This is a genomic window from Kitasatospora sp. NPDC059599, from assembly GCF_042735125.1.
Taxonomy (GTDB): domain Bacteria; phylum Actinomycetota; class Actinomycetes; order Streptomycetales; family Streptomycetaceae; genus Kitasatospora.
Window position 1 is genome coordinate 1 of the sequence record NZ_JBHWCL010000071.1, and the last position, 23,203, is coordinate 23,203.

General features: G+C 74.2%; 16 protein-coding genes and 1 pseudogene. 7 read left to right on the forward strand and 10 right to left on the reverse strand.

What is annotated here, in order from left to right; translation table 11 throughout:
- Positions 1-46: 46 nt before the first annotated feature.
- Positions 47-1,264, reverse strand: coding sequence for a hypothetical protein (locus ACFV04_RS23840; protein WP_360259829.1), 1,218 nt, complete (start codon positions 1,262-1,264; stop codon positions 47-49).
- A 575-nt stretch (positions 1,265-1,839) separates the two neighbouring features.
- Between ACFV04_RS23840 and ACFV04_RS23845 the strand changes: the two genes are divergently transcribed.
- Positions 1,840-3,447, forward strand: coding sequence for an ABC-F family ATP-binding cassette domain-containing protein (locus tag ACFV04_RS23845; RefSeq protein WP_380347237.1), 1,608 nt, complete (start codon positions 1,840-1,842; stop codon positions 3,445-3,447).
- 407 nt (positions 3,448-3,854) lie between these two features.
- Here the strand turns inward: ACFV04_RS23845 and ACFV04_RS23850 are convergent, their stop codons facing one another.
- The 5 genes from ACFV04_RS23850 to ACFV04_RS23870 form a co-directional block, all read right to left on the reverse strand.
- Entirely contained in the window at positions 3,855-4,505 is a 651-nt protein-coding gene (locus ACFV04_RS23850; protein WP_380531958.1) for a Pr6Pr family membrane protein, read from the reverse strand.
- A gap of 179 nt (positions 4,506-4,684) precedes the next feature.
- The gene (locus ACFV04_RS23855) at positions 4,685-5,470 is read right to left on the reverse strand and encodes a response regulator (RefSeq protein ID WP_380531961.1); all 786 of its coding nucleotides are present in this window, start codon (positions 5,468-5,470) and stop codon (positions 4,685-4,687) included.
- A complete protein-coding gene (locus ACFV04_RS23860) occupies positions 5,467-6,738 on the reverse strand; it encodes a sensor histidine kinase (RefSeq protein ID WP_380347240.1) in 1,272 nt (423 codons plus the stop codon). Before ACFV04_RS23860 ends, ACFV04_RS23855 begins: the two co-directional genes overlap by 4 nt.
- Positions 6,735-7,718, reverse strand: coding sequence for a hypothetical protein (locus tag ACFV04_RS23865; protein ID WP_380531964.1), 984 nt, complete (start codon positions 7,716-7,718; stop codon positions 6,735-6,737). Before ACFV04_RS23865 ends, ACFV04_RS23860 begins: the two co-directional genes overlap by 4 nt.
- An 81-nt stretch (positions 7,719-7,799) precedes the next feature.
- Positions 7,800-8,333 (reverse strand): GNAT family N-acetyltransferase, encoded by a 534-nt coding sequence (locus ACFV04_RS23870; protein ID WP_380347242.1) that lies wholly within the window; start codon positions 8,331-8,333, stop codon positions 7,800-7,802.
- Positions 8,334-8,625: 292 nt separating this feature from the next.
- Here ACFV04_RS23870 and ACFV04_RS23875 point away from each other — a divergent pair, with 292 nt between their 5' ends.
- The 4 genes from ACFV04_RS23875 (at position 8,626) to ACFV04_RS23890 (ending at position 14,665) form a co-directional block, all read left to right on the forward strand.
- Positions 8,626-9,876: a CaiB/BaiF CoA transferase family protein gene (locus tag ACFV04_RS23875; protein WP_380531967.1), complete on the forward strand. Its 1,251-nt coding sequence runs from the start codon at positions 8,626-8,628 to the stop codon at positions 9,874-9,876.
- A gap of 2 nt (positions 9,877-9,878) precedes the next feature.
- On the forward strand, positions 9,879-11,021 hold the full coding sequence (locus ACFV04_RS23880) for an acyl-CoA dehydrogenase family protein (protein WP_380347244.1): 1,143 nt from the start codon (positions 9,879-9,881) through the stop codon (positions 11,019-11,021).
- Between the two features lie 139 nt (positions 11,022-11,160).
- Positions 11,161-12,375, forward strand: a complete 1,215-nt coding sequence (locus ACFV04_RS23885) for an acetyl-CoA C-acetyltransferase (RefSeq protein ID WP_380347245.1) — start codon at positions 11,161-11,163, stop codon at positions 12,373-12,375.
- A 109-nt stretch (positions 12,376-12,484) separates the two neighbouring features.
- The gene (locus tag ACFV04_RS23890; protein ID WP_380531971.1) at positions 12,485-14,665 is read left to right on the forward strand and encodes a 3-hydroxyacyl-CoA dehydrogenase NAD-binding domain-containing protein; all 2,181 of its coding nucleotides are present in this window, start codon (positions 12,485-12,487) and stop codon (positions 14,663-14,665) included.
- A gap of 249 nt (positions 14,666-14,914) precedes the next feature.
- On the opposite strand, the pseudogene ACFV04_RS23895 reads toward ACFV04_RS23890, so the two are convergent.
- From ACFV04_RS23895 to ACFV04_RS23910, 4 genes and pseudogenes are all read right to left on the reverse strand, one after another.
- Positions 14,915-15,634 (reverse strand): annotated as a pseudogene (locus tag ACFV04_RS23895) (MerR family transcriptional regulator); the annotation flags it as partial.
- Positions 15,635-16,197: 563 nt separating this feature from the next.
- On the reverse strand, positions 16,198-17,241 hold the full coding sequence (locus tag ACFV04_RS23900; protein ID WP_360259804.1) for a 2-oxoglutarate and iron-dependent oxygenase domain-containing protein: 1,044 nt from the start codon (positions 17,239-17,241) through the stop codon (positions 16,198-16,200).
- A 348-nt stretch (positions 17,242-17,589) separates the two neighbouring features.
- Positions 17,590-18,237: a response regulator transcription factor gene (locus ACFV04_RS23905; protein ID WP_360259802.1), complete on the reverse strand. Its 648-nt coding sequence runs from the start codon at positions 18,235-18,237 to the stop codon at positions 17,590-17,592.
- Positions 18,189-19,694, reverse strand: coding sequence for a sensor histidine kinase (locus ACFV04_RS23910; protein WP_380531975.1), 1,506 nt, complete (start codon positions 19,692-19,694; stop codon positions 18,189-18,191). The genes ACFV04_RS23905 and ACFV04_RS23910 overlap by 49 nt, the downstream gene beginning before the upstream one ends.
- A 277-nt stretch (positions 19,695-19,971) precedes the next feature.
- On the opposite strand from ACFV04_RS23910, the gene ACFV04_RS23915 reads away from it, so the two are divergent.
- Both ACFV04_RS23915 and ACFV04_RS23920 read left to right on the forward strand, forming a co-directional pair.
- A complete protein-coding gene (locus ACFV04_RS23915) occupies positions 19,972-20,685 on the forward strand; it encodes an ABC transporter ATP-binding protein (RefSeq protein WP_360259798.1) in 714 nt (237 codons plus the stop codon).
- An 88-nt stretch (positions 20,686-20,773) separates the two neighbouring features.
- Complete coding sequence (locus ACFV04_RS23920; protein WP_380531979.1) at positions 20,774-23,167, forward strand: FtsX-like permease family protein; 2,394 nt, start codon at positions 20,774-20,776, stop codon at positions 23,165-23,167.
- Positions 23,168-23,203 lie beyond the last annotated feature (36 nt).

Sequence of the window (23,203 nt, forward strand, 5' to 3'; positions counted from 1 at the left end):
GTCACGGCCGCCGCCCCCGGGACCGGTGGGGATCATCCCCGGTGGATCACTTGGCCTTCTTCGAGAAGTACTCGAACATGTGCTGGGCCACGTCCTCCAGGTACGGACCGGCCTCGTAGGTGTTCGCGCCGTTGCCGATGGAGGTGTCGCTGACCAGGGCCGGCTTGCCGTCCTTGGTGGCGTACCAGCCGCCGCCGCTGCTGCCGCCGGTCATGTTGCAGCCGATCAGCAGCATCGCCGGGCGGCTCGGGTCGCCGGTCTTCTTGGACGGCTTGCCGCCGTCGCAGTGCTCCAGCTCGACGCCGTCGAAGGGCTTGCCCTCCGGGAAGCCGTAGTTGGAGACCGAGGCGAGCTGGTCGCGCGGGGCGTTGAACCACAGCGGCACGGAGCCGCCGACGGTCTCCTCCAGCGACTTGCCGTTCGGGTCGGGGTTGGCGACCTTGATGATGCCGAAGTCGTACTGGCTCCACGGGCCGCCGTGCTCCGGGTCGGCCTCGCCGGTCCACTGCGGCGAGACCATGCCCGCGGTCGCGCCCCACTCGCCGTACGGCTCGGCGTCGTCCAGCTTGGACTTCTGCTTGTTGCCGTTGCTCAGCACGCCGTTGCTGTTGAACGCCGGGGCGAAGGTGATGTCGGTGTAGTACTTGTTGCCCTTGCCGCCGTGCAGGCAGTGGCTCGCGGTCCACACCAGGTTGCTCTTGCCGGGGTTGGCCGGGTCGGAGACGACGGTGCCGGAGCACACGTAGTCCTCGTTGCCGTCCTTGAAGAAGATCTTGCCGTTGACGTGCATGTTCTTCGGGAACGGGTGCGCCACGGGCTTCGCCGGGACCATGGCGGGCATCTGGTCCGGGCCGGCCGGCGGCTGGGCGGCGGTGGGCTGGGCCGGGGCGGCGCTGGTGGGCTGCGCGGTCGGCTGGGCGGGCGCCTGCGTCGGGTCCTGGGCGGGGGCCTGCGGCAGCGGCTTCGGCTTGGCGTCCAGCAGCTTCTGCAGGGTCCAGTAGCCCTTGACCGCCGGGGTGATGACGTTCGCCTGGGCCCACTTGTCCCAGTCCTCGAGCTTCCAGGTCTTCAGTTCCTCGACCGTCGGGAGCTTGATCGGGGCCGCGCCCGGCTTGCCGGTGGCACTGGCCGCGACCGAGGGAGCCGCGGTCTCGGCGCCGGCCGGGTCGGAGTTGTCCGGTCCGCACGCGGTGGCGACCACCATGGTCAGCGCGGCGACGGAGGCGCCCAGGACGGCACGGCTCGGCCGGGATATCGGTGACATGAGTTCAAATCCCCCTGTTGACTACCGCCATACGGCCCGTTCCTCGGGTACGGCCCCACCGGGCCGCAGGTATGGCAGGTGAGGAGTCTGCCATGCGGATAAGAATCTCCTTACACCCACCCCCGGCTGGGACGAGGCTGTCACCGGATCGGCACGGGATCGGCACGGGGCCTTCGTCGAGGCCCTGTTCGGGGTGCCGTCCGGGGTGCAGTCCGGGTGCCGTCCGGGTCCGGCTGTGCCGTCCGGGTCCCGCCGGGGCCCCGCCCCGGGCCCCTTGCGGGGGTTGCGGCCGGGCCCGGAAAACCGGTTGCACGCGTTTCCCGAGGTGCCTAGCGTGGTCGGGGTCATCAGCCAGACAAGGAGAAGGCCGTTGCTCTACTGAGGTCCCGGGACACCGCCCCGCCGCGCAGGCCCAGTTGCCGCGTGGTGCGCGTGTGTGCGACCTCAGTCACGGCCCCGTGGCGATCCTCCGTGTGACGCCACCCCTTCGTCCTCCTCGGCCGTACCGGTTCCGCACCAGCGGTGTCTCCCCGTGTTGCTCACCACCCCTTCGGCAACCACCCCGGGAGGCCCACATGGCACAACCCACCACCGCCGTCCTCTGCACCGACCTCACCTTCGAGTGGCCCGACGGCAAACCCGTCCTGGACGGCTTCCACCTCGCCGTCGGCCCCGGCCGCACCGGCCTGATCGGGCTCAACGGCGCGGGCAAGTCCACCCTGCTGCGGCTGATCGCCGGCGACCTCACCCCGGCCGGCGGCACCGTCCGGGTCGACGGCGAACTCGGCTACCTGCCACAGGGCCTGACGCTCGACACCACGCTGCGGGTGGACGAGGCGCTCGGCGTCCGGGCCGCCCGCGAGGCCCTGCACGCCATCGAGTCCGGCGACACCGACCAGCGCCACTTCGACGCCGTCGGCGACGACTGGGACGTCGAGGAGCGCGCCCGCGCCACGCTCGACCGGCTCGGCCTGCACCGCCTCGGCCTCGACCGCACCACGGGCGAACTCTCCGGCGGCGAGGCGGTGCTGCTGCGGCTGGCCGCCCTGCTGATGGCCCGCCCGGACGTCCTGCTGCTGGACGAGCCCACCAACAACCTCGACCGGGCCGCGCGCGAGCGGCTCTACGAGACGGTGGCCGACTGGCACGGCGTGATGCTGATCGTCAGCCACGACCGCGAGCTGCTGCGTCACGTCGACCGGATCGCCGACCTGCGGGACGGCGAAGTCGCCTGGTACGGCGGCAACTTCGAGGAGTACGAACGCACCCTCGCGGCCCAGCAGGAGACGGCCGAGCGGCTGCTGCGCAACGCCGAGGCCGACGTCCAGCGCCAGAAGCGGGACTTGGTCGAGGCCCGGAGCCGGCTCGACCGCAGCGCCGCGTACGGCAAGAAGCGCTCGGTCACCCGCAACGACCCGCACATCTTCGCCGGGATGCTCAAGCGCAAGGGCCAGGAGACCGCCGGGCGGATCCAGGGCATGCACACCGAGCGGCTGGAGGAGGCCAGGGCACGGCTCAGCGCGGCCGAGGAGGCGGTGCGCGACGACGCCGAGATCCGGATCGACCTGCCGCGCACCGCCGTCCCGGCCGGGCGCACCGTGCTCACCCTGCAGAAGGTCCGGCTGCCGCACGGCGGCACCGCCGAGCTCGACCTGCGCGGTCCCGAGCGGATCGCCCTGGTCGGCCGCAACGGGGCGGGGAAGTCCACCCTGCTGCGCACCATCGCGGGCGAACTCGCGCCGCTGGAGGGGGAGATCACCACCCCGGTGCCGCTGCGGCACCTCCCGCAGCGGCTCGACCTGCTGGACGACGCGCTCAGCGTCGCGGAGAACGTCAAGCGGTTCGCCCCCGCCGCCGGGGACAACGCGATCCGTGCCCGGCTGGCCCGCTTCCTGTTCCGCGGCGCCCGCGCCGACCAGCCGGCCGCGACGCTCTCCGGCGGCGAGCGGTTCCGCGCGACCCTGGCCGCGCTGCTGCTGGCCGACCCGCCGCCGCAGCTGCTGCTGCTCGACGAGCCGACCAACAACCTGGACCTGGCCAGTGTCCGCCAGCTCACCCAGGCGCTGGCCGCGTACCGGGGCGCGCTGGTCGTGGCCAGCCACGACCTGCCGTTCCTGCGCGGCCTGGGCGTGACCAGGTGGCTGGAGCTGGACGGGGACCTGCGGGCGGTGGAGCCGATGTAGCGGGTACCGGCCCGGGAAAGGGCGAGGGGAAAGGGCGCGGAGGCGCGCACGGGCAGCGCGGCGCCGGCCGAGGTCGGCGCCGCGGTTACTGCCGGTCGAGGCCGGTGCCGCGGTTACTGCCGGTCGCCCCCGGCGTCGTCGGTGAGCACCCGTTGGGCCGTGCTCAGGGCCGGGTCCCTGGGCACGGCCGGCTCGTCGGGGGCCGCCACGGGGAGGATCGACAGCGAACCGTTCTGACGGCGGGTGAGAAGGGGACGCCGGGCGCGATGCGCTGCGCCGGTGTCCGTGGCCCTGGTCCGCCGTCGGTGCCCGCCGCCCGTCTTCGCCGCGGGTGTCCGCCGCCGGTGTCCGCGAGTCAGGTCCGCGGGTCGGGTCCGCGGGTCAGGTCCGCGGGTCAGGTCCGCGAGTCAGGTCTGCGGTGCGGGCCGCACCTTGCCCGCGACCAGCGTCCCGAGCCGGTCCAGCCCGACGACGAGGACGGCCAGGACGACGAACTCGACGGTCAGCTGGGCGATCTGGCCCCAGACGTAGCCGTAGCCCCTGGTGGTCGGGTCGAAGAAGAAGTACGGGTAGGGCAGCGGGTAGTCGTCGAACAGCGCGTTACGGGCGAGCACGATCGCCGCGTAGCCGAGCGGGAAGGCCAGCCAGAGCGGGATGTCCTTCCAGGCCGCCGCGTTGCGCGGCTTGAGTACCAGCCAGTCGGCGATCACCATCACCGGTGTGACGTAGTGCAGGAAGAACGACGACCAGTGCGCCAGTCTGTCCGGGCCGCCGACCAGCCCCGGCAGCGGGCTGGCGCCGTGCTGCAGCAGGACGTGCGAGACCAGTCCGGTGATCAGGATGTACAGCGTGGCGGCGCCGCGCAGCCGGGGCGCGGGCGCGTCCACGCTGTCGCGCTTGAGCATCCAGTACACCGCTCCGATGAAGTAGCCGAGCACGATCACGTTGCTCTGCACGGTGAAGTACACCAGCGGTGCCGTCCCGAGGGTCAGGCCGAGGCCTGCCGAGAGCACGATTCCCATGCGCCACCACAGCGCGGGTCGGGTCCGGACTGTCATGCGGCCACCAGTTCGTTTCAGGCGATACGGGAGGTATCGGACGGCTGAGGGGAAGACCGCACTCTACTCGCCGGTACCGGGGAGGTGGAACCCGCGTGCGATTCCCCGCGGCTGCCCGCGCCGCCTCCGGGCCCTCGCGGCCCGCTGCCCGCTGCCCGCAGGCATCACGCAGCGGGCCCTCAGCCCGGCAGCACGAAGCCCGACTCGTACGCCGCGATGACCGCCTGGGTGCGGTCCCGTGCGCCGAGCTTGGCGAGCACGCTGCCGACGTGCGTCTTCACCGTCTCCTGACTGACCACCAGCCGCGCCGCGATCTCGCCGTTGTTGAGTCCGGTGGCCATCAGCCGCAGCACCTGCCCCTCCCGCTCGGTCAGCCGACCGACCGGTCCCCGGCCGGCCGAGGACTCCCGGCGGCGGTCCGTGCCGTGGCGCACCGCGAGTTCGCGGACGGCCGCCGGGAAGAGCAGCGAGTCCCCGCGCGCGACCAGTCGCACCGCCTGCACCATCTCCTCCGCCCGCGCCCGCTTCAGCAGGAACCCGGCCGCGCCCGCGCGCAGCGCGTCGTACACGTGGTCGTCGTGCTCGAAGGTGGTGACCACCAGGATCCGCGGCGGCTCGGCCATCCCGCCGACCAACTGCTCGGTGGCCCGGATCCCGTTGATGCCCGGCATCCGGACGTCCATCAGCACGACGTCCGGTCGCAGTTCGCGCACCAGGGGGACGACCTCGGCGCCGTCGGCGGCCTCGCCGACCACGGTGAGGTCCGGCTCGGCGTCGATCACCACCCGCAGGCCCATCCGGACCAGCCGTTCGTCGTCCGCGATCACCACGCGGATGTCGTCCGCACCGCCGTCCGCACCGCCGTCCGCGCCGGTCCTCCCGCCGTCGTCCGCCCCGCCGCGTGCGCCGCCGTCCGCCCCGCCGTTCATGCCGTGTCCCTCGCTCACCGCGTCCCCGCCGTTCACCGTGCAGTCCCTCCCAGCGGCAGCCAGACGGCCAGCCGCCACGTCGTTCCGTCCGCGCTCGGCCCCGCCGTGCTGCCGCCGCGCAGCGCCGTCGCGCGCTCCCCGATGCCGCGCAGCCCGCGTCCGCCGCCGGGGCGGCTCGGCCGGGCGGGGCCCAGCGGGTTGGTCAGTTCGATCTCCAGCCGGTCCCCGGCCAGCCCGACCCGCAGTCCGGCAGGCGCCGGTCCGGCGTGCCGCAGCACATTGGTCAGGCCCTCCTGCACGATCCGGTACGCCTCGCGGGAGACCGGCGCGGGCAGGCCGGGCAGGCCGGGGGCCAGCTCGGCGTCCACCGTCACGCCGGTGCGGGCGAGCTGGCGGAGCAGGTCGTCCAGTCCGGCGAGGGTGGGCCCGGCCGGTCCGGTGGCCTCCGGGTCCTCCTCGCGCAGCAGGCCGAGCACGGTGTCGAGTTCGGCGACGGCCGCCCGCGCCGTCTCCTCGATCGCCTGCAGCGCCTCGGCGGCGAAGGCGGGGTCGGTGCGCAGTACCCGGGCGGCCGCCGAGGCCTGGATGCCGACCGCGCTGAGCGCGTGCCCGACCGAGTCGTGCAGTTCGCGGGCCAGCCGGTTGCGCTGGGCGAGTACGGTGGCCCGGCGCTCGGCGGTGGCCAGCCGCTCCTCCGGGGTCGGGCCGAGCAGGGCGGGGGCCCAGCGGGCGAGCAGCGCGCCGAAGCCCGCGTTGGCGAGCACGATCAGCAGCAGGACGGCCAGGCCCAGCAACGGTCCGGTGATCATCCAACCGGGGAAGCGGTTCTCCCAGAACGCGGCGAGGTCCCGGGCGCCGCCGAAGGAGCACATCAGCACCACCGCGAACGGCGCCCCGGCCAGCGTCATCCCGGCGACCACCCCGCCGAAGAACAGGTGCAGGACGAACCAGAGCGCGGTGCGCCGGCGGGCCGGCCAGGAGCGGGCCGGCCCGGTGGCCAACTCCTCCGCCCGGGGCGCCGCGCACAGCGCCCGCGCGGCCGCGCCCTCCAGCCCCCGGACGGTCGGCACCAGTGCGGTGACGGCGGCCATCGGCAGCGAGGTGAACAGCGAGAGGAACTGCAGCAGCGCCTGCCGGGCGGGTGCCTGGGCGGCGTCGAGCGCGCCGAGCACCACCACCGACAGCAGCCAGTACGGCATCAGCAGCGCGCCGCCCAGCACCAGGTGCACCCAGCGCAGCCGGGCCCGCCGTCCGACCAGCGCCCCCGCCGCACGCCGCAGCCGTGTGCCCGCCCCCGTGATCACCCGGGTGACTCTACGTCAGCCGGGTGGTGGTGGGCCCCCCATTCGGTGAGCGCGATCGCGCCGGCGGCCAGCATCAGCAGGCCAGCCGAGAACTGCCCGGCCTGCACCAGCACCATCAGTCCGGGTACCGCGCCCGGCAGGTCGGGCACCGTCGTCGACGTCCCGAACGCCACCAACTGGTAGCCGCCCCAGCCGAACAGCGAGCCGGCGCCGATCCAGGCCGCCGTCAGCGGTACCCGCAGCCGTCGTCCCGGCCCGATCCGGAACGCGAGCACCAGCAGTGCCGCCGCCGCGACCACCGCCATGGCGGCGGTGACGGCCTCCATCGTCGCGATGGACCGGCCGCGGTCGTCGGCCCAGCGCAGCGGGAGCCCCACCGTCCCGCCGGCGGCCCAGTAGGCCCGGGCCGCCGCGACGCCGAGCGCGACCGGGGCGGCGACGGCGGCGAGGGCGCGCTGCACGTTGCGGGTGGGGGAGTCGGGCAGGTCGCCGATCCGGGCCCGCAACAGGCCCGCCCAGCGACGGCGGGCGTAGAGCACGAAGGCGGTGATCAGGGCGATGCCCTGTACTCCGAAGCCGCCGTAGACCAGGGCGAACACCCAGCCCGCCAGCCCGTCGTCGGCGTGCTGCCCGGGCGGGCGGTGCTCCGGGCCGAGCACGAGCGAGGAGAGGAGGTCCGCCGGTACGGCGACCAGGATCGTCCCGAGCAGTCCGGTCGCGACCCACATCGGGAACGCCACCAGTCCGGCGGCCGCCCGGCGCCCCCACGGCCGGACGAAGGCGAGCGTGAGGGCGAGCGCGATCGCGTCCATGCCGAAGGTGAGGAGGTTGAGCGTCCACAGTCCGTCCAGCGCCCCCGGATCGCGCACACCGACCTCGGAGCCGGTCAGCCAGAGCAGCTTCAGCGTCAGGTAGGGGACGGTGGCGGTCATCGCGACCCCGGCCGCCACCACCCGTACCGCGTCGTCCTTGTGTCTCATGCCCCCACGGTCGCGTCCCGCCCGGGCCCCGGTCCTCAGCCCCGGGCGGGATCCCCCTCCCCCCGGCGGGGGATTCGCGGCTCAGGCCATCCGGTGGATCAGCCGGTCCTCCTCGTCGACCCGCCCGTCCGGGTCGGCCACCAGCCCGAGCCGTTCGGCGAGCCGGCGGGAGGGCAGGTTGTCGGCCCAGATCAGGGCGACCACCGGGATCCCGGGGAACCGCGGGCGCCCCTGCGCCATCGCCGCGCGGGCCGCCTCCGCCGCGTACCCCTGGCCCCAGGCGGACGGCCGGAACCGGTAGTAGAGGTTGAACACCCGCTCCCCGTCCAGGGTGTGCAGGTACAGCCCGGCGAAGCCGATGATCACCTCCGGCTCCTCGCGCCTGGCCACGGCGCAGTACCCGATCCCGTCCCGCACCCAGTCGGCCACGAAGCCGTCCAGCGCCTCCTGGGCGGCCGCGAGGTCCCGCTGCGGCCCGTGCGGGTTGTACCGGTTGGTCTCCGGATCCCCGTGCACGGCGAACATGGCCTCGGCGTCCCCCTGCTGCGGCTGTGTGAGCACCAGCCGCTCGGAGACGGCGACGACCGTGCGGGTGGTGTGCTGGGCGGTGCTCATGACGATTCCCCCGTCGTGATTCGTAATGGATGCCTCGCAGGATAGGCCATTACATGTGCAGGTGCCCGTCGATATTCCCGGCTGTGCGGACCGGCGGCCGGACCGGCTCGCGGCGGAGCGGCGCGGAGGTCTTGTTACCGGCGGGTCGCTTGCCTATCATCCCGAGTGTTACAGCTTTACTGTCAAACCCCGAAGGGTTCTGCGGCCAGTGCGTGACACAAGCAGTCCAGCGGGCTCGGGCGGCCCGGCCCCGTCCGCGGGCGGACCGCCGGCGGGCGGACCGCTGGCGGGCGTGCGGGTGGTGGAACTCGCGGGCATCGGGCCGGGCCCGTTCGCCGCGATGCTGCTCGGGGACCTCGGGGCGGACGTGGTGCGGGTGGACCGGCCGGAGCCCTCGCCGCTCGGGACGGACCCGGCGTACGACCTCAGCAACCGCAACAAGCGCTCCGTGCTGGTCGACCTGAAGTCGCCCGGCGGGCCGGGGCTGGTGCTGGACCTGGTCGAGCGGGCCGACCTGCTGATCGAGGGCTACCGGCCCGGTGTCGCGGAGCGGCTCGGCGTCGGCCCGCAGGCGTGCCTGGCGCGCAACCCGGCACTGGTGTACGGCCGGATGACCGGATGGGGACAGGACGGGCCCCGGGCCGCGACCGCCGGGCACGACCTCGGGTACGCGGCGGTCGCCGGGGTGCTGGGGATGGTCGCGGCGGCGCCGGGCGGCGCCGACCAGGCGCCCGGGATCCCGGCCAACCTGCTGGGCGACTACGCGGGCGGCTCGCTCTACCTGGTCGTCGGCCTGCTCGCCGGACTGCACCATGCCCGGGCCACCGGCGCGGGCCAGGTGGTGGACGCCGCGATCGTGGACGGTGCGGCACACCTCGGCAGCATGCTCTGGGGGCTGCTCGCGGCCGGCCACTGGCAGGACCGCCGGGGCGTCAACCTGCTGGACGGCGGTGCACCGTTCTACGCGGTCTACCGGGCCGCCGACGGCGGACACCTGGCCGTCGGCGCGCTGGAGCCGCGCTTCTACGCCGAGTTCGCCCGACTGCTGGAGCTCGGCCCCGAGGCGCCCGGCCAGTACGACCCCGCCCGTTGGCCGGAGCTGCGGGCCCGGATCGCGGCCCGCTTCGCCACCCGGACCAGGAGTGAGTGGGAGGCGGTCTTCGAAGGCTCCGACGCCTGCGTCGAACCGGTGTTGACGATGCGTCAGGCTGCGGTCGACGGCCACCTGGCGGCGCGCGGGACGTACGTCGAGGCGGACGGCGTCACCCAGCCCGCCCCCGCCCCGCGCTTCTCCGCCACCCCCGGCGCGCTGCGCCGCCCGCCGGCCCGGCCGGGGGCGGACACCGCCGAGGTGGCCCGGGACTGGGGCGTCCCGGGCCTCGGCGCCGCGGCGGGCGATCCGACGGCGGACGGTTCCGGGACCGACCGCTCCGGGACTGACGGCTCCGGCGCGGGCCGCTTCGGGACTGACCGTTCCGGGGCGGGCCGCTCCGAGCCGGACGAGGCCGCTGCGGTCGACACCGCGGCAGAGCAAGGAGAGTAGCGTTGCAGCGCGAGATCTTCACCGAGCAGCACGACGACTTCCGGGCCACCGTGCGGGCCTTCCTCGCCAAGGAGGTGCTGCCGCACTACGACCGCTGGGAGAAGGCCGGGATCGTCGACCGCTCCGTCTGGCTCGCGGCCGGACGCCAGGGCCTCCTCGGCATCGCCGTCCCCGAGGAGTACGGCGGTGGCGGCACCCCGGACTTCCGCTACGCCGCCGTGCTGGCCGAGGAGTTCGCCCGGGCCGGCGCCTCCGGGCTGGCGATCGGCCTGCACAACGACATCATCGGCCCCTACCTCACCTCGCTCGCCACCGAGGAGCAGAAGCGCCGCTGGCTGCCCGGCTTCTGCTCCGGCGAGCTGATCACCGCGATCGCGATGACCGAGCCCGGCACCGGCTCCGACCTGCAGGGCATCCGCACCCAGGCGGTCGACCGGGGTGACCACTTCCTGCTCAACGGCGCCAAGACCTTCATCTCCAACGGCATCCTCGCCGACCTGGTCGTCGTGGTCGCCCGGACCACCCCCGAGGGCGGCGCGCACGGTCTGAGCCTGCTGGCCGTCGAGCGCGGCACGCCCGGCTTCGAGCGCGGCCGCAACCTCGACAAGATCGGCCAGAAGGCCCAGGACACCGCCGAGCTGTTCTTCGAGGACGTCCGGGTGCCGAAGGAGAACCTGCTCGGCGAACTCGACGGCGGCTTCGTCCACCTGATGCAGAACCTCGCCCAGGAGCGGCTCACCATCGCGGCCTCGGCGATCGCCGGCGCCGAGTACCTGGTCGAGATCACCACCGACTACGTCAAGCAGCGCGAGGCGTTCGGCCGGCCGCTGGCCACGTTGCAGCACGTCCGCTTCGAGATCGCCGAACTGGCCACCGAATGCGCCGTCACCCGGACCTTCGTCGACCGCTGCATCACCGAGCACAACCGCTACGCGCTCACTCCGGCCGACGCCTCGATGGCCAAGTGGTGGGCCACCGAGCTGCAGAAGCGCACCGCCGACCGCTGCCTCCAACTGCACGGCGGCTACGGGTACATGACCGAGTTCCCGGTCGCCCGGGCGTTCACCGACGGCCGCATCCAGACCATCTACGGCGGCACCACCGAGATCATGAAGGAGATCGTGGGCCGTTCCATCCTCGGCTGACCCCTCCGGCGAACCCTCCCGGGCCTGGCCCGGCACCGGAACCTCGAAGCCCCGAAGTCCCCGGGCCCCGAAGCCCCGGCCCCGAAGCTCTGACAGCTCTGAAGCCCTGAAGTCCGAAGCCCCGAAAGGCATTCCCATCGTGACCACCGAAGCGTACGTCTACGACGCGATCCGCACCCCGCGCGGCCGGGGCAAGGCCACCGGCTCGCTGCACGCCACCAAGCCGATCGACCTGGTCGTCGGCCTGATCCACGAACTGCGCCGCCGGTTCCCCGAGCTGGACCCGGCCGCGATCGACGACATCGTGCTGGGCGTGGTCAGCCCGGTCGGGGACCAGGGTTCCGACATCGCCCGGATCGCCGCCGTCGCGGCCGGCCTGCCCGACACCGTCGCCGGGGTCCAGGAGAACCGCTTCTGCGCCTCCGGCCTGGAGGCCGTCAACCTGGCCGCGGCCAAGGTCCGTTCGGGCTGGGAGGACCTGGTCCTGGCCGGCGGCGTGGAGTCGATGTCCCGGGTCAAGATGGCCTCCGACGGCGGCGCCTGGTTCGCCGACCCGATGACCGCCTACGAGACCAACTTCGTCCCGCAGGGCATCGGCGCCGACCTGATCGCCACCATCGAGGGCCTCTCCCGCACCGACGTGGACGCCTTCGCCGCCGAGTCCCAGGCCCGCGCCGCCAAGGCCCAGGCCGACGGCCTGTTCGACCGCTCGGTGGTCCCGGTGCGCGACCGCAACGGCCTGGTCGTGCTGGAGCGCGACGAGTTCATCCGGCCCGGCACCACCGTCGAGACCCTGGCCGGCCTCAAGCCCTCCTTCGCCCAGATCGGCGAGGCCGGCGGCTTCGACGCCGTCGCCCTGCAGAAGTACCACTGGGTGGAGGCCATCGACCACGTCCACCACGCGGGCAACTCCTCCGGCATCGTGGACGGCGCCGCCCTCGTCGCCATCGGCAACCGCGAGGTCGGCGAGCGGTACGGGCTGCGTCCGCGCGCCCGGATCGTCTCCGCCGCCGTCTCCGGCTCCGAACCGACCATCATGCTCACCGGCCCCGCCCCGGCGACCCGCAAGGCGCTCGCCAAGGCCGGTCTGACCGCCGCCGACATCGACCTGGTCGAGATCAACGAGGCCTTCGCCGCCGTCGCGCTCCGGTTCATCCGCGAACTCGGCTTCCGTCCCGACCAGGTGAACGTCAACGGCGGCGCGATCGCCCTCGGCCACCCGCTCGGCGCCACCGGCGCGATGCTGCTCGGCACCGTCGTCGACGAACTGGAACGGCGCGACCTGCGCTACGGCCTGATCACCCTCTGCGTGGGCGGCGGCATGGGCATCGCCACCATCGTCGAGCGCGTCTGAGCCCACCCGTCGCCCGCCGCCACCCTTCCCGGGGCACGTTCCCCCGGACCCCGTCCGGGAGACCCCCTCGCGTGGCACCTCGCTTTGCAGACCTGGAGACCGTGAACCCATGAGCGACACCACCACCATCCGCTGGGAGCAGGACCAGGACGGCGTGGTCACCCTCGTCCTCGACGACCCCACCCAGTCCGTCAACACCATGAACGAGGCCTTCACCGCCGACTTCGAGACCGTCGTCGGCCGGCTGGCCGGACTCGGGGACGCGCTGCGCGGAGTGGTGATCACCTCCGCCAAGAAGACCTTCTTCGCCGGCGGGGACCTGCGGATGCTCTCCGCGGCCCGCCCCGAGGACGCCGAAGCCGTCTTCGAGAAGTCGATGCGGATCAAGCGCTCGCTGCGCACGCTGGAGACCCTCGGCAAGCCGGTCGTCGCCGCCGTCAACGGCAGCGCGCTCGGCGGCGGCCTGGAGCTCGCCCTCGCCTGCCACCACCGCATCGCGCTGAACACCCCGGCGAGCCGGATCGGCCTGCCCGAGGTCACCCTCGGCCTGCTGCCGGGCGGCGGCGGAGTGGTCCGCACCGTGCGGCTGTTCGGCATCACCGACGCCCTGCTGAAGTACCTGCTGCAGGGCCGCCAGTACCGCCCGGCGCAGGCGCTGGAGCACGGCCTGGTGCACGAACTGGTCGACAGCACCGAGGAGTTGACCACCCGGGCGCGCGCCTGGATCGAGGCCAACCCGACCGCCGTCCAGCCCTGGGACGTCAAGGGCCACAAGATCCCCGGCGGCACCCCGACCACCCCGGCCTTCGCCGCCAACCTGCCCGCCTTCCCCGCCAACCTGCGCAAGCAGCTGAACGGCGCGCCCTACCCGGCCCCGCGCAACATCCTGGCCGCCGCGGTCGAGAGCGCCCAGGTGGACGTCGACACCGCGATGGTGATCGAGGCCCGCTACTTCACCGAGCTCGCCTGCGGCCAGACCAGCAAGAACATGATCCAGGCGCTGTTCTTCGACATGCAGGCGGTCAACTCCGGTGCCGGGCGCCCCAAGGACATCGAGCGCCGGACGGTCCGCAAGGTCGCCGTGCTCGGCGCCGGGATGATGGGCGCGGGCATCGCCTACGCCTGCGCCAAGGCCGGCATCGAGGTCGTCCTCAAGGACGTGAGCACCGAGGCCGCCGAGCGCGGGAAGGCCTACTCCGAGGGGCTGCTGAACAAGGCCGTCGCACGCGGCCGCTCCACCGAGGCCAAGCGCGACGAACTGCTCGCCCGGATCACCCCCACCGGCGACGCCGCCGACCTGGCCGGCTGCGACGCGGTGATCGAGGCGGTCTTCGAGAACACCGAGCTCAAGCACAAGGTGTTCCAGGAGGTTGAGGGCGTCGTCGCCCCCGACGCGCTGCTCTGCTCCAACACCTCCACGCTGCCGATCGGCGTGCTCGCCGAAGGCGTCCGGCGCACCGGCGACTTCATCGGCCTGCACTTCTTCTCGCCGGTCGACAAGATGCGGCTGGTGGAGATCATCCGCGGCCCGCAGACCGGCGACGAGGCCCTCGCCCGGGCCTTCGACCTGGTCCGGCAGATCGACCGGACCCCGATCGTCGTCAACGACTCCCGAGGCTTCTTCACCTCGCGGGTCATCGGCCAGTTCCTCAACGAGGGCGTCGCCATGGTCGGCGAGGGCATCCACCCCGCCTCCGTCGAGCAGGCCGCCGCCCAGGCCGGCTACCCCGCCAAGGTGCTCTCCCTGATAGACGAGCTCACCCTCACCCTCCCGCGCAAGATCCGCGACGAGTACCGGCGCTCGGTCGAGGGCGGCGGCGGCACCTGGACGCCGCACCCGGCCGACGCAGTGGTCGACCGGATGGTCGACGAGTTCGGCCGCCCGGGCCGCAGCGGCGGCGCCGGCTTCTACGAGTACGGCGAGGACGGCCGGCGCGGGCGGCTCTGGCCGGGACTGCTGGAGCACTTCACCGCTTCCGGTGCGGACGCCGCCGAGGTGCCCTTCGAGGACCTCAAGGAGCGGATGCTGTTCAGCGAGGCGCTGGACTCGGTGCGCTGCCTGGAGGAGGGCGTGCTGACCTCGGTCGCCGACGCCAACGTCGGCTCGATCCTCGGCATCGGCTTCCCCGCCTGGACCGGCGGCGTCTTCCAGTACATCAACGGGTACGAGGGCGGCCCGGCCGGCTTCGCGGCCCGCGCCCGCGAACTCGCCGCCGCGTACGGCGAGCGGTTCGCGCCGCCGGCGCTGCTGGAGCGGATCGCGGCCGAGGGGCGGACGTTCACGGACTGACCCGGGTGCCGCCCGGGGTCGGGCGGTGCCGTGTTCCGCACGGTGCCGCCCGACCCCGGGGCCTCACGCCCGGCGGGGTTCCCCGGCCGGCCCGTCGGGTTCCTGCCCGGCCGGTTGTCCGGGCGCCTGTCCGGTCGGCTGTCCGGGCTCGTGTCCGGGCTCGTGTCCGGCCGGTTGTCCGGGCTCGTGTCCGGGCTCGTGTCCGGCCGGTGGCCCGGTCGGTTCGGCGGGCAGCACCACGGTCAGTTCCTCGCCGAGTTCCTCCCGGAGCGAGCGCTGGAACGCCGTGACCAGGGCCTGCGCCACCATCGGCTGGATGTGGTCCGTCAACGCCTTCATCCGGGCCAGCTCGTCCGGCGCCGGCTCGCTCTCCCGGAACGGCTTCCACACCGTCTCCCGGAACAGCCGCTGCAACTCCCGTGCCGTCGCCCGGCTGTGCTCCAGCACCACCGCCCGGGCGGTCAGCAGCGTCTCCAACGGGATCGGCACGTCCAGGATCCGCACGCCCAGCGGCAGCAGGCCCGGATCCACCCGGAACACCTCCGGGTCGTCGGTCCGCTCCAGCGCCCCCATCGCCGCGAGCCGTCCGACCTGCTCCTCCGACAGCCCCCGCCCGGTGCGCCGTTCCAACTGGGCCCGGCCCAGCTCCTCGACGGCCTCCGGCGTCCAGGACGCCACCAGCGCCCGGTGGATCGCCAGGTCCAGCGGAGTGCTGTCCTCCGGCAGCCGCGCCAGGTAACGCTCGATCGCCGCCAGCGTCAGCCCCTGCCGCTGCAACTCCTCGATCAGCCCCAGCCGGTCCAGGTGCGCCGCGCCGTACAACCCCACCCGCCGCGGCCCCAGTTCCGGCGGTGGCAGCAGCCCCTTCGTCCCGTAGAACCGCACCGTCCGCACCGTCACCCCGGCCCGCGCCGCCAACTCGTCCACCGTCAGCCGCACCTCGCCCGCTACGGCGCCGTGCTCCCCCATCTGCTGCCTCCCGCGCTGGCACACTCCTGCTGTGACAGCAGCAGTGTGACAGTGCGGCCCGTGCCGGTCCACCGGCGGCGGGTGGCGGGCCGTGCGTGGTCGGCCGCGGGTGGGCGCGGCGGGTGGCGGGTGGCGGGTGGCCGGTGGTGGGCGGTAGGCGGCGGGCTGTGGGTCGGGCGCGGCGGTGGACGGGGGCCGGCGTGCGGTCGGGCGGGACACCGTGACGCCGACGCGGGCGGGGTGCCGGTTCCGCAGGACGGGGTCACGCCGACGCCCCCGCCCTTCCGCCGGAGGTCCGGCTCGGGTCGGGGGCGTCGGGTGGGGCCGCCCGGAATCTCCCGGGGTCTCCCGTGTTTCCACGGGTCCCCTGGGCTCCCCGGTCGGTCGGGGCTCCCCGGTCGGTCGGGGCCTCCGGTCCTTCGGGGCTGCCGCGTGCGGTGGGCGGTGGGCCCGGGTGCAGCCCCTCCACTCGTTGAGGCCGAAGCCGGATCATCCGCGGGCGACCCGGATCACCCCGGGGGGTGAGCCGGGCCACCCCCGCGGCGGCGCGCTGTCGGGGAGGGTCAGGCGAGGGCGGCGTGGTGGCGGCGGGTGACTTCGGGGTGGGCCCGGGTGTAGCCCTTCCACTCGTTGAGGCCGAAGTCGGCGAAGAGGGGGTTGTCGGGGTCCTCGGTGGCGCCGGGGGCGTGGTGGGCGAGCGGGAAGTCCAGCGGCGCGATGTGGGCGTCGAGGCGCGGGTTGTAGAAGAACGGGACGGAGAAGCGCTCGCGGGCGCCGGCCGGGCTGACGACCCGGTGGCTGGTGGCCTTGAGGTAGCCGTCCGTGGCGACCTCCAGCAGTTCGCCGAGGTTGACGACGAACGCGCCCTCCATCGGCGGCACGTCCAGGAAGCTGCCGTCCTGGCGCTCGACCTGGAGTCCGCCCACGGTGTCCTGGAGCAGCAGGGTGATGAAGCCGTAGTCCTTGTGGGCGCCGACGCCCTGGCCGGCGCCGTCCGGGGCGGTGCCGGGGTAGCGGACCAGCTTGAGGCGCAGGTGGGGGTGGCCCGCGAAGGCCTCGTCGTAGAAGTCGGGGCGGGCACCGATCGCGGTGAGGAGTTCGTGCAGCAGCCGGCGGGCGACCCCGCCGAGGTGGTCGATCCAGCCGAGTGCGGCGGTGCGCAGTTCGGGGAGCGCCGCAGGCCACTGGTTGGGGCCCTCCAGCCACCAGTACGGGGGCTCGCCGGCGCCGGGGACGTGCGCGGGCAGCTCGGCACCGATGTCCAGCTGGTCGCGCCAGTCCTGGCTGCCGCCGGTTCGTTCGTCGCCGGTGCGGGTGTAGCCCCGGTAGTGGGGGGAGTTGAGGTTGCTCACGGCGAGCCGGTCGGCTTCGGGGAGGGTGAAGAAGGCGCGCATGGCCCGGGTGAGCGCGGCCGTCTCCTCCGGGGTGACACCGTGGCCGACGAGCTGGAAGAAGCCGACGCCGGTGGCCGCGGCGCGGAGTTCGTCGTGCAGGCGGCGGCGGTCTTCCGCACTGCCGTCGGCGAGCGAGAGGTCGATCACCGGGAGGGCGTCCGCGGGGGTGGAACCGGAGCCGGTTTCGGATATGGGGGTGTGCTGCTGCGTCATGTGTGACATCCGCTGGGTCTCGTCCCGGCCGGGCCCGGTGGTCGACCGGGGGCGCCTGAGCAGGGCCTGGTGCGGCGGGTGCTCCGGGTGCCGGGAGGCGGGGGCGGCCGGGTGGGGCCGCCGTTGAGGGTGGGTGGTGAGAGGTTCAGCCGGAGCGTCGACAGGACATGGTGGTCACGCGGAGCAGGTCCACGTGACGGCGGCGAACAAGGATGAGCACCTCACCAGCCTAAATGACCGGTTCGGCGGCGGGCGAGCCCCCTGCAGCGGAGGGCCACTCATCACTTGTCGGTGGTCGTTCAGTCACGGAGCGTTCGATCATTCGCGTACGGCGGTCGGCGGCCCCTTTCAGGCGTTGTTGAGGTAGGCCAGGACCGCCAGGACCCGGCGGTTGTCGTCGTCGGAGGGCTGGAGGTCGAGCCGGACGAAGATCGACGCGGTGTGCTTGGCGACTGCCCGTTCGGTGATCACCAGCTGCTGGGCGATGGCGGCGTTGGAACGGCCCTCCGCCATCAGGCCCAGCACCTGCCGCTCGCGGGGGGAGAGGGTGGAGACCGGGCCGGCCGAGGAGTTGTGGGTGAGCAGCCGGGTGATCACCTCCGGATCCATCGCGGTACCGCCCTGGGCGACCCGCCGGACGGAGTCGATGAACTGGGCGCCGTCCATCACCCGGTCCTTGAGCAGGTAGCCGATCCCGCCGGTGCTGCCGGCCAGCAGCTCGCGCGCGTACAGCTGCTCCACGAACTGCGACAACACCAGGACGGGCAGGCCCGGGTGCGCCTGACGGGCGGCCAGCGCGGCCCGCAGCCCCTCGTCGGTGAAGCCCGGCGGCAGCCGGACGTCGACCACGGCGATGTCGGGCCGGTCGGCGTCCACCGCGGCGAGCAGTTGGTCGCCGTTCTCGACCGCCGCGGTGACCTCCATGCCGTTGGCCTCCAGCAGCCGGGTCAGGCCGTCCCGGAGGAGGAAGAGGTCTTCGGCGATGACAACGCGCACGGGATCTCCAGGTTCACGATGGTCGGACCACCGGACGGGCTGCTGATCGCGAGCACCCCGTCGAAGGCGGCCAGTCGGCGTTCGGTTCCGCTGAGGCCGGTGCCCCGGGACGGGTCGGCGCCGCCGCGCCCGTCGTCGGTCACCGATATCCGCAACAGCCCGCCACTGTGCCCTATTTCGATCCACACGTGCGAGGCGCCCGCGTGCTTCACCACGTTGGCCAGCAACTCGGTGACCGCGAAGTAGGCGGCCGACTCCACCGGGGCGGGTGCCCGGCCCGGCAGGGCGCCGGTGAAGGTGACCGGCAGTGGCAGGTCCAGTGCCGTCGCCTGCACCGCGTCGGCCAGTCCGCGGTCGGCGAGCACCGGGGGGTGGATGCCGCGGACCAGGTCCCGCAGCTCTCCCAGTGCCTTCACCGAGGACGTCCGGGCCTCCGCCAGCAGCGGGCCCAGGGCGTCCGGGTCGTCCTTCAGCTGCTCGGCCACGGTCAGCAGCATGCCCAGGGCCACCAGCCGGGCCTGCGCCCCGTCGTGCAGGTCCCGCTCGATCCGGCGCAGTTCGGCGGCCCCGGCGTCGATGGTGTCCGCCCGTGTCCGGGCCAGGTGGCTGACCTGGTGGGCGAGTTCGGCTCGGCGGGAGGGGCCGAGCAGGGCCCGGGCGGTCCACTCGTGGATCCGCAGGACCGGCGGGGCGGCCCACAGCGCGGCCACCGGGGCGACGGTCAGGCCCATCCCGTAGATCACGCCGAGCGCGACGAACGGCCCGTTCCGGCCGAAGACCTGCAGGGCGACCGGGGTCAGCACGATGACCGCGGCGGTGAGGAGCACCGTGCAGCCGGTGAGCAGCACCCAGGCGAGGTCCCGCCAGGTCGCCGGGTCGGTCAGCCAGCCGCCGGCCCGGAGCCGCTGCCAGGGGCCGGTGGCGCCGGGCGGTCGGCGGTACGGCACCGGGACCGGCCGGCCGCTCCACTTCCCGACCACCCGCCTGCTCTCCGTCGCGGTCCAGCGCGCGCCGAACAGGGCGAGGACCAGCAGGGAGGGCGCCAGCCAGAGCGAGACGGAGCGGCCGCCCGGTGCGGCTCCGCCGTAGAGGTGCGTCGCCATCACCGCGATCGCGCCCGGCGCGAACAGGGCGGCCCCGACGGCTCGGCCACCGCCCCCGGTGGCCCAGCAGAGCGCCCAGAGGGCGACCGGCCCCAACGGCACCGTCAGGATCAGCGGGCCGCCCGGCCCGAACGGCCGGGACTCGTCCGGGCCGAACAGCGCGGCGGCCAGCAGGACCGGCCCGGCCAGCAGCGAGACCAGGCCCGTCACGGCCAGCGTCACGGCGTACCAGGCACGCACGCCGTCCACGAGGGCCTGGCCCATCTGCCGGGCGGCCCGGCCGGTCGCCCCCGTCGCACCCGCCCCTGCTCCCGCGCCGCCCGTCCCCGTTCCGGTGCTCGCGTCCGGCCTCATGATGCGCCCCCTCGCCGTCCCGGAGTCCCCGTCCGGGGGCTCCGAAGCCCTTGGCCCCGAAGCCCCCGAGGGCCCGGTGCCGATCTTTCGGTGAGTCAGTCTGCCCGGCCGCCGCGGTCGGCGCTCTAGGCCTGGACACCTACTTCGGGGTGTATCTGGATACACCCCGCAGAGGCCGTCCAGGCGGCTGTCCGCACCCCCGTGCCGATTCGTAGCGTCATGTCCCGTCAGCCGGCCCGGGTCCCTCCGGTGCCGGACCCCGAACCGTGGAGGGCCCGTGAACGCGCCGATCATCCGGATCCGCGGCGTCAGCAGGACGTACGACCGATCCGCCGCCGCCCGCCCCGCCCTGGCCGGCCTCGACTTGGAGGTACGGGCCGGCGAGGCGCTGGCCGTGGTCGGCCGCTCGGGCAGCGGCAAGTCCACCCTGCTGAACCTGATCGCGGGCCTCGACCGCCCGAGCGAGGGAGCGGTGGAGGTGGACGGCGTGGCCGTCCACCGGCTCGGCGAGGCCGCGCTGGCCGAGTACCGGCGGCGCCGGATCGGCATGGTGTTCCAGTTCTTCAACCTGCTGGACGACCTGAACGTCGAGGACAACGTCCTGCTCCCGGCCCAGCTCGCCGGGATGCGGAAGGAGCAGGCCCGCGCCCGGGCCGGCGAGCTGCTGGAGCGGCTGGGGGTGGCCCGGCACGCCAGGGCCTTCCCCGGCCGGCTCTCCGGCGGTGAGCGCCAACGGGTCGCGGTGGCGCGGGCGTTGATGAACCGCCCGCCGTTGCTGCTGGCCGACGAGCCCACCGGGGCGCTGGACACCGCCTCGGCCGCCGACGTCCGCGACCTGCTGCGCGGGCTCAACGCCGAGGGCCAGACGATCCTGCTGGTCACCCATGACACCGCGCTCGCCGAGGCCTGCGCGGACCGGACGATCGAGCTGCTCGACGGCCGGCTGGTCCGGGACACCGCGGCCGTGCCCGCTCCCGGGGGCGCGCGGTGATCCGGGGGCGGGGAGCGCGGTGGAGCGGGCTGACGGGGAACGGGTGCGGGCGGGCGAACGCCGCGCAGGAGCGGAACGGGGTGGGCGGATGAGCGCCCTCGGCAAGGTGGTCCGGGCCGGGGTGGGCCGCAAGCGGGTGCAGACCCTGGTCATGGTGCTCACCACGATGATGTCCGTGACGGCGTGCATCCTCGCGATCGGGCTGCTGGTCGCCGCCCGTGGCCCGTACCAGCGGTCCTTCGCCGACCAGCACGGCGCACACCTCAACGTGCTGTACGACCCGGCCGGGGCGAGCCCCGCCCAGCTCGACGCGGCCGCCCACGCGCCCGGCGTGACGGCCTCGGCCGGTCCCTACCCGGCGGTCACCGTCCGGGCGCGGACGGGAGAGGACACCAGGATCCCGCCGCCGGGCAGCCCGCTCCCGCCGATGACACTGGTCGGCCGGGCCCAGGACGGCCCGATGGACGGCCTGCGGATCACCACGGGCCGCTGGGTCGCGGGCCCCGGCGAGGTGGTGTTCCTCGACGGCCACTCCCCGCTGGCCGTCGGCGACAGCATGCGGTTCCCGGACCTGCCGGGGCAGCCGACGCTCAAGGTCGTCGGCCTCGCCGCCTCCGTCTCCTGGAGCGCGGACGGCTGGGTCGCCCCCGAGCAGGTCGCCGGGCTGACGGCGCCCGGCACGACGCCCGCCGCCCAGTACCTCTACCGCTTCGCCCGCGCCGGTACCGACGCCGAGGTGGAGGCCGACCACGCCGCGATCGCTGCCGCGGTGCCGCCCGGCGCGCTCACCAAGGCGACCTCCTACCGACCCGCCCAGGCGGAGGCGGACCGGACGGCCTCGACCTTCGTCCCGTTCGTCACGGCCTTCGGGGTGCTCGGCCTCGCCCTGTCGGTGCTGATCATCGGCGTCGTGGTCAGTGGCGCGGTCACCGCCGCCACCCGGCGGATCGGTGTTCTGAAGGCCCTGGGCTTCACGCCGGCCCAGGTGACGCGCGCCTACGTCGGCCAGGCGCTGATCCCTGCCGGAGCGGGCACGGCACTCGGCGTGCTCGGCGGCAACCTGCTCTCAGTGCCCGTCCTCGGCATGGCCCACAAGGCCCTGCGCGGCGGTCTGCTCGGCATCCCGCTCTGGGTGGACCTCACGGTCGCGGCGGCGGCCCTGGCCGCCGTGACGGGCACCGCGCTGGTGCCGGCCCTGCGGGCCGGACGGCTGCGCACGGTGGAGGCACTCGCGGTCGGCCGGACGGCGCCGGGCGTCGAACGGGCCGCCGCCCGGGGCGGTGCGGGCCGGGCCGGGACGGCGGGCCTCCTGACGGGGATCCGGAACGGGATCGGCCGACTGCCGGTGCCGCGCTCGCTGAGCCTCGGGCTGGCGGGCCCGTTCCACCGGCCTGGCCGTTCGGTGACGACGGGGGCCGCGGTCGTGCTCGGCACGGCCGGAGTCACGCTCTGCGTCGGCCTGACGCTCTCGCTCGGCCTGGTCCAGGACGGTCTGGAGGCCGGGCGCGCCGACAAGGTCGTGGTCCGGACCCCGATCGAGGGCACCACGGAGCCCGTCGACCAGGTGGACGAGGCGGCCGTGGCGCGGGCGATCGGCGCCCGCCCGGGGACCAGGGCCTGGTACAGCACCGTCCCGTCGCCGGTGGCCCTGGCCGGGAACACCGGGCGCTCGGACGTGGTCGCGTTCAGCGGCGACGCCTCGTGGAACGGCTACCAGCTGGTCACCGGCCGCTGGTTCCACGGACCCGGCGAGGTCGTGGTCGGATCGGCCTACCTCCGCGCCAACCAGGCGAAGGTCGGCGACACCGTGACCCTCACCGACCACGGGCGCACCACCCCGGCGAAGATCACCGGCGAGGTTCTGACCACCGGGGACTCCGTATTCCTGGACCGGGCCGCGCTGGCCCCGATCGGCGGCGCCGTCGCCACCGAGGCGATCTCCTTCCACATCGACCTCACCCCCGGCACCGACGCGAAGGCGTACGCCGACGCGCTCGACGACGTGGTCCGGCCGATGGGATTGGGCGCCGAGCCGGGCGAGCAGCACATCAGCATCGTGGTGCTGGCGATGAACACCCTGGCGGGCACGCTCACGCTGCTGCTCTCCGTGGTCGCGGGGCTCGGGGTGCTCAACACAGTGCTGCTGGACACCCGGGAGCGGGTACACGACCTCGGCGTGCTCAAGGCGCTCGGGATGTCGCCCCGGCAGACCGTCGGCATGGTGCTCACCTCGGTCTGCGGGAGCGGGCTGGTGGCCGGCCTGATCGGGGTGCCGATCGGGATCCTGGTGCACCACCAGGTGATGCCGGCGATGGCCCGCGCCGCCGGGATCGGCGTGCCCGGCGAGGACCTCGGGGTCTTCGACCCGTCGGTGGTGGGGCCGCTGATACTCGGTGGGCTGGTGCTGGCCCTGCTCGGCGCAGCGCTCCCCGCCACCTGGGCGGCCCGGACCCGGACGGTCACGGCGCTACGGACGGAGTGACGGCAGGAGAGCGCTCGGCGGCGGCCCGCTCCCGCA

Excerpts from the sequence above, each read along its gene's own strand:
- ACFV04_RS23865 (WP_380531964.1), bottom strand. The coding sequence starts at position 7,718 with ATGAGACACAAGGACGACGCGGTACGGGTGGTGGCGGCCGGGGTCGCG.
- ACFV04_RS23920 (WP_380531979.1), top strand. The coding sequence starts at position 20,774 with ATGAGCGCCCTCGGCAAGGTGGTCCGGGCCGGGGTGGGCCGCAAGCGG.
- ACFV04_RS23850 (WP_380531958.1), bottom strand. The coding sequence starts at position 4,505 with ATGACAGTCCGGACCCGACCCGCGCTGTGGTGGCGCATGGGAATCGTG.
- ACFV04_RS23910 (WP_380531975.1), bottom strand. The coding sequence starts at position 19,694 with ATGAGGCCGGACGCGAGCACCGGAACGGGGACGGGCGGCGCGGGAGCA.
- ACFV04_RS23845 (WP_380347237.1), top strand. The coding sequence starts at position 1,840 with ATGGCACAACCCACCACCGCCGTCCTCTGCACCGACCTCACCTTCGAG.
- ACFV04_RS23900 (WP_360259804.1), bottom strand. The coding sequence starts at position 17,241 with ATGACGCAGCAGCACACCCCCATATCCGAAACCGGCTCCGGTTCCACC.
- ACFV04_RS23890 (WP_380531971.1), top strand. The coding sequence starts at position 12,485 with ATGAGCGACACCACCACCATCCGCTGGGAGCAGGACCAGGACGGCGTG.
- ACFV04_RS23840 (WP_360259829.1), bottom strand. The coding sequence starts at position 1,264 with ATGTCACCGATATCCCGGCCGAGCCGTGCCGTCCTGGGCGCCTCCGTC.
- ACFV04_RS23870 (WP_380347242.1), bottom strand. The coding sequence starts at position 8,333 with ATGAGCACCGCCCAGCACACCACCCGCACGGTCGTCGCCGTCTCCGAG.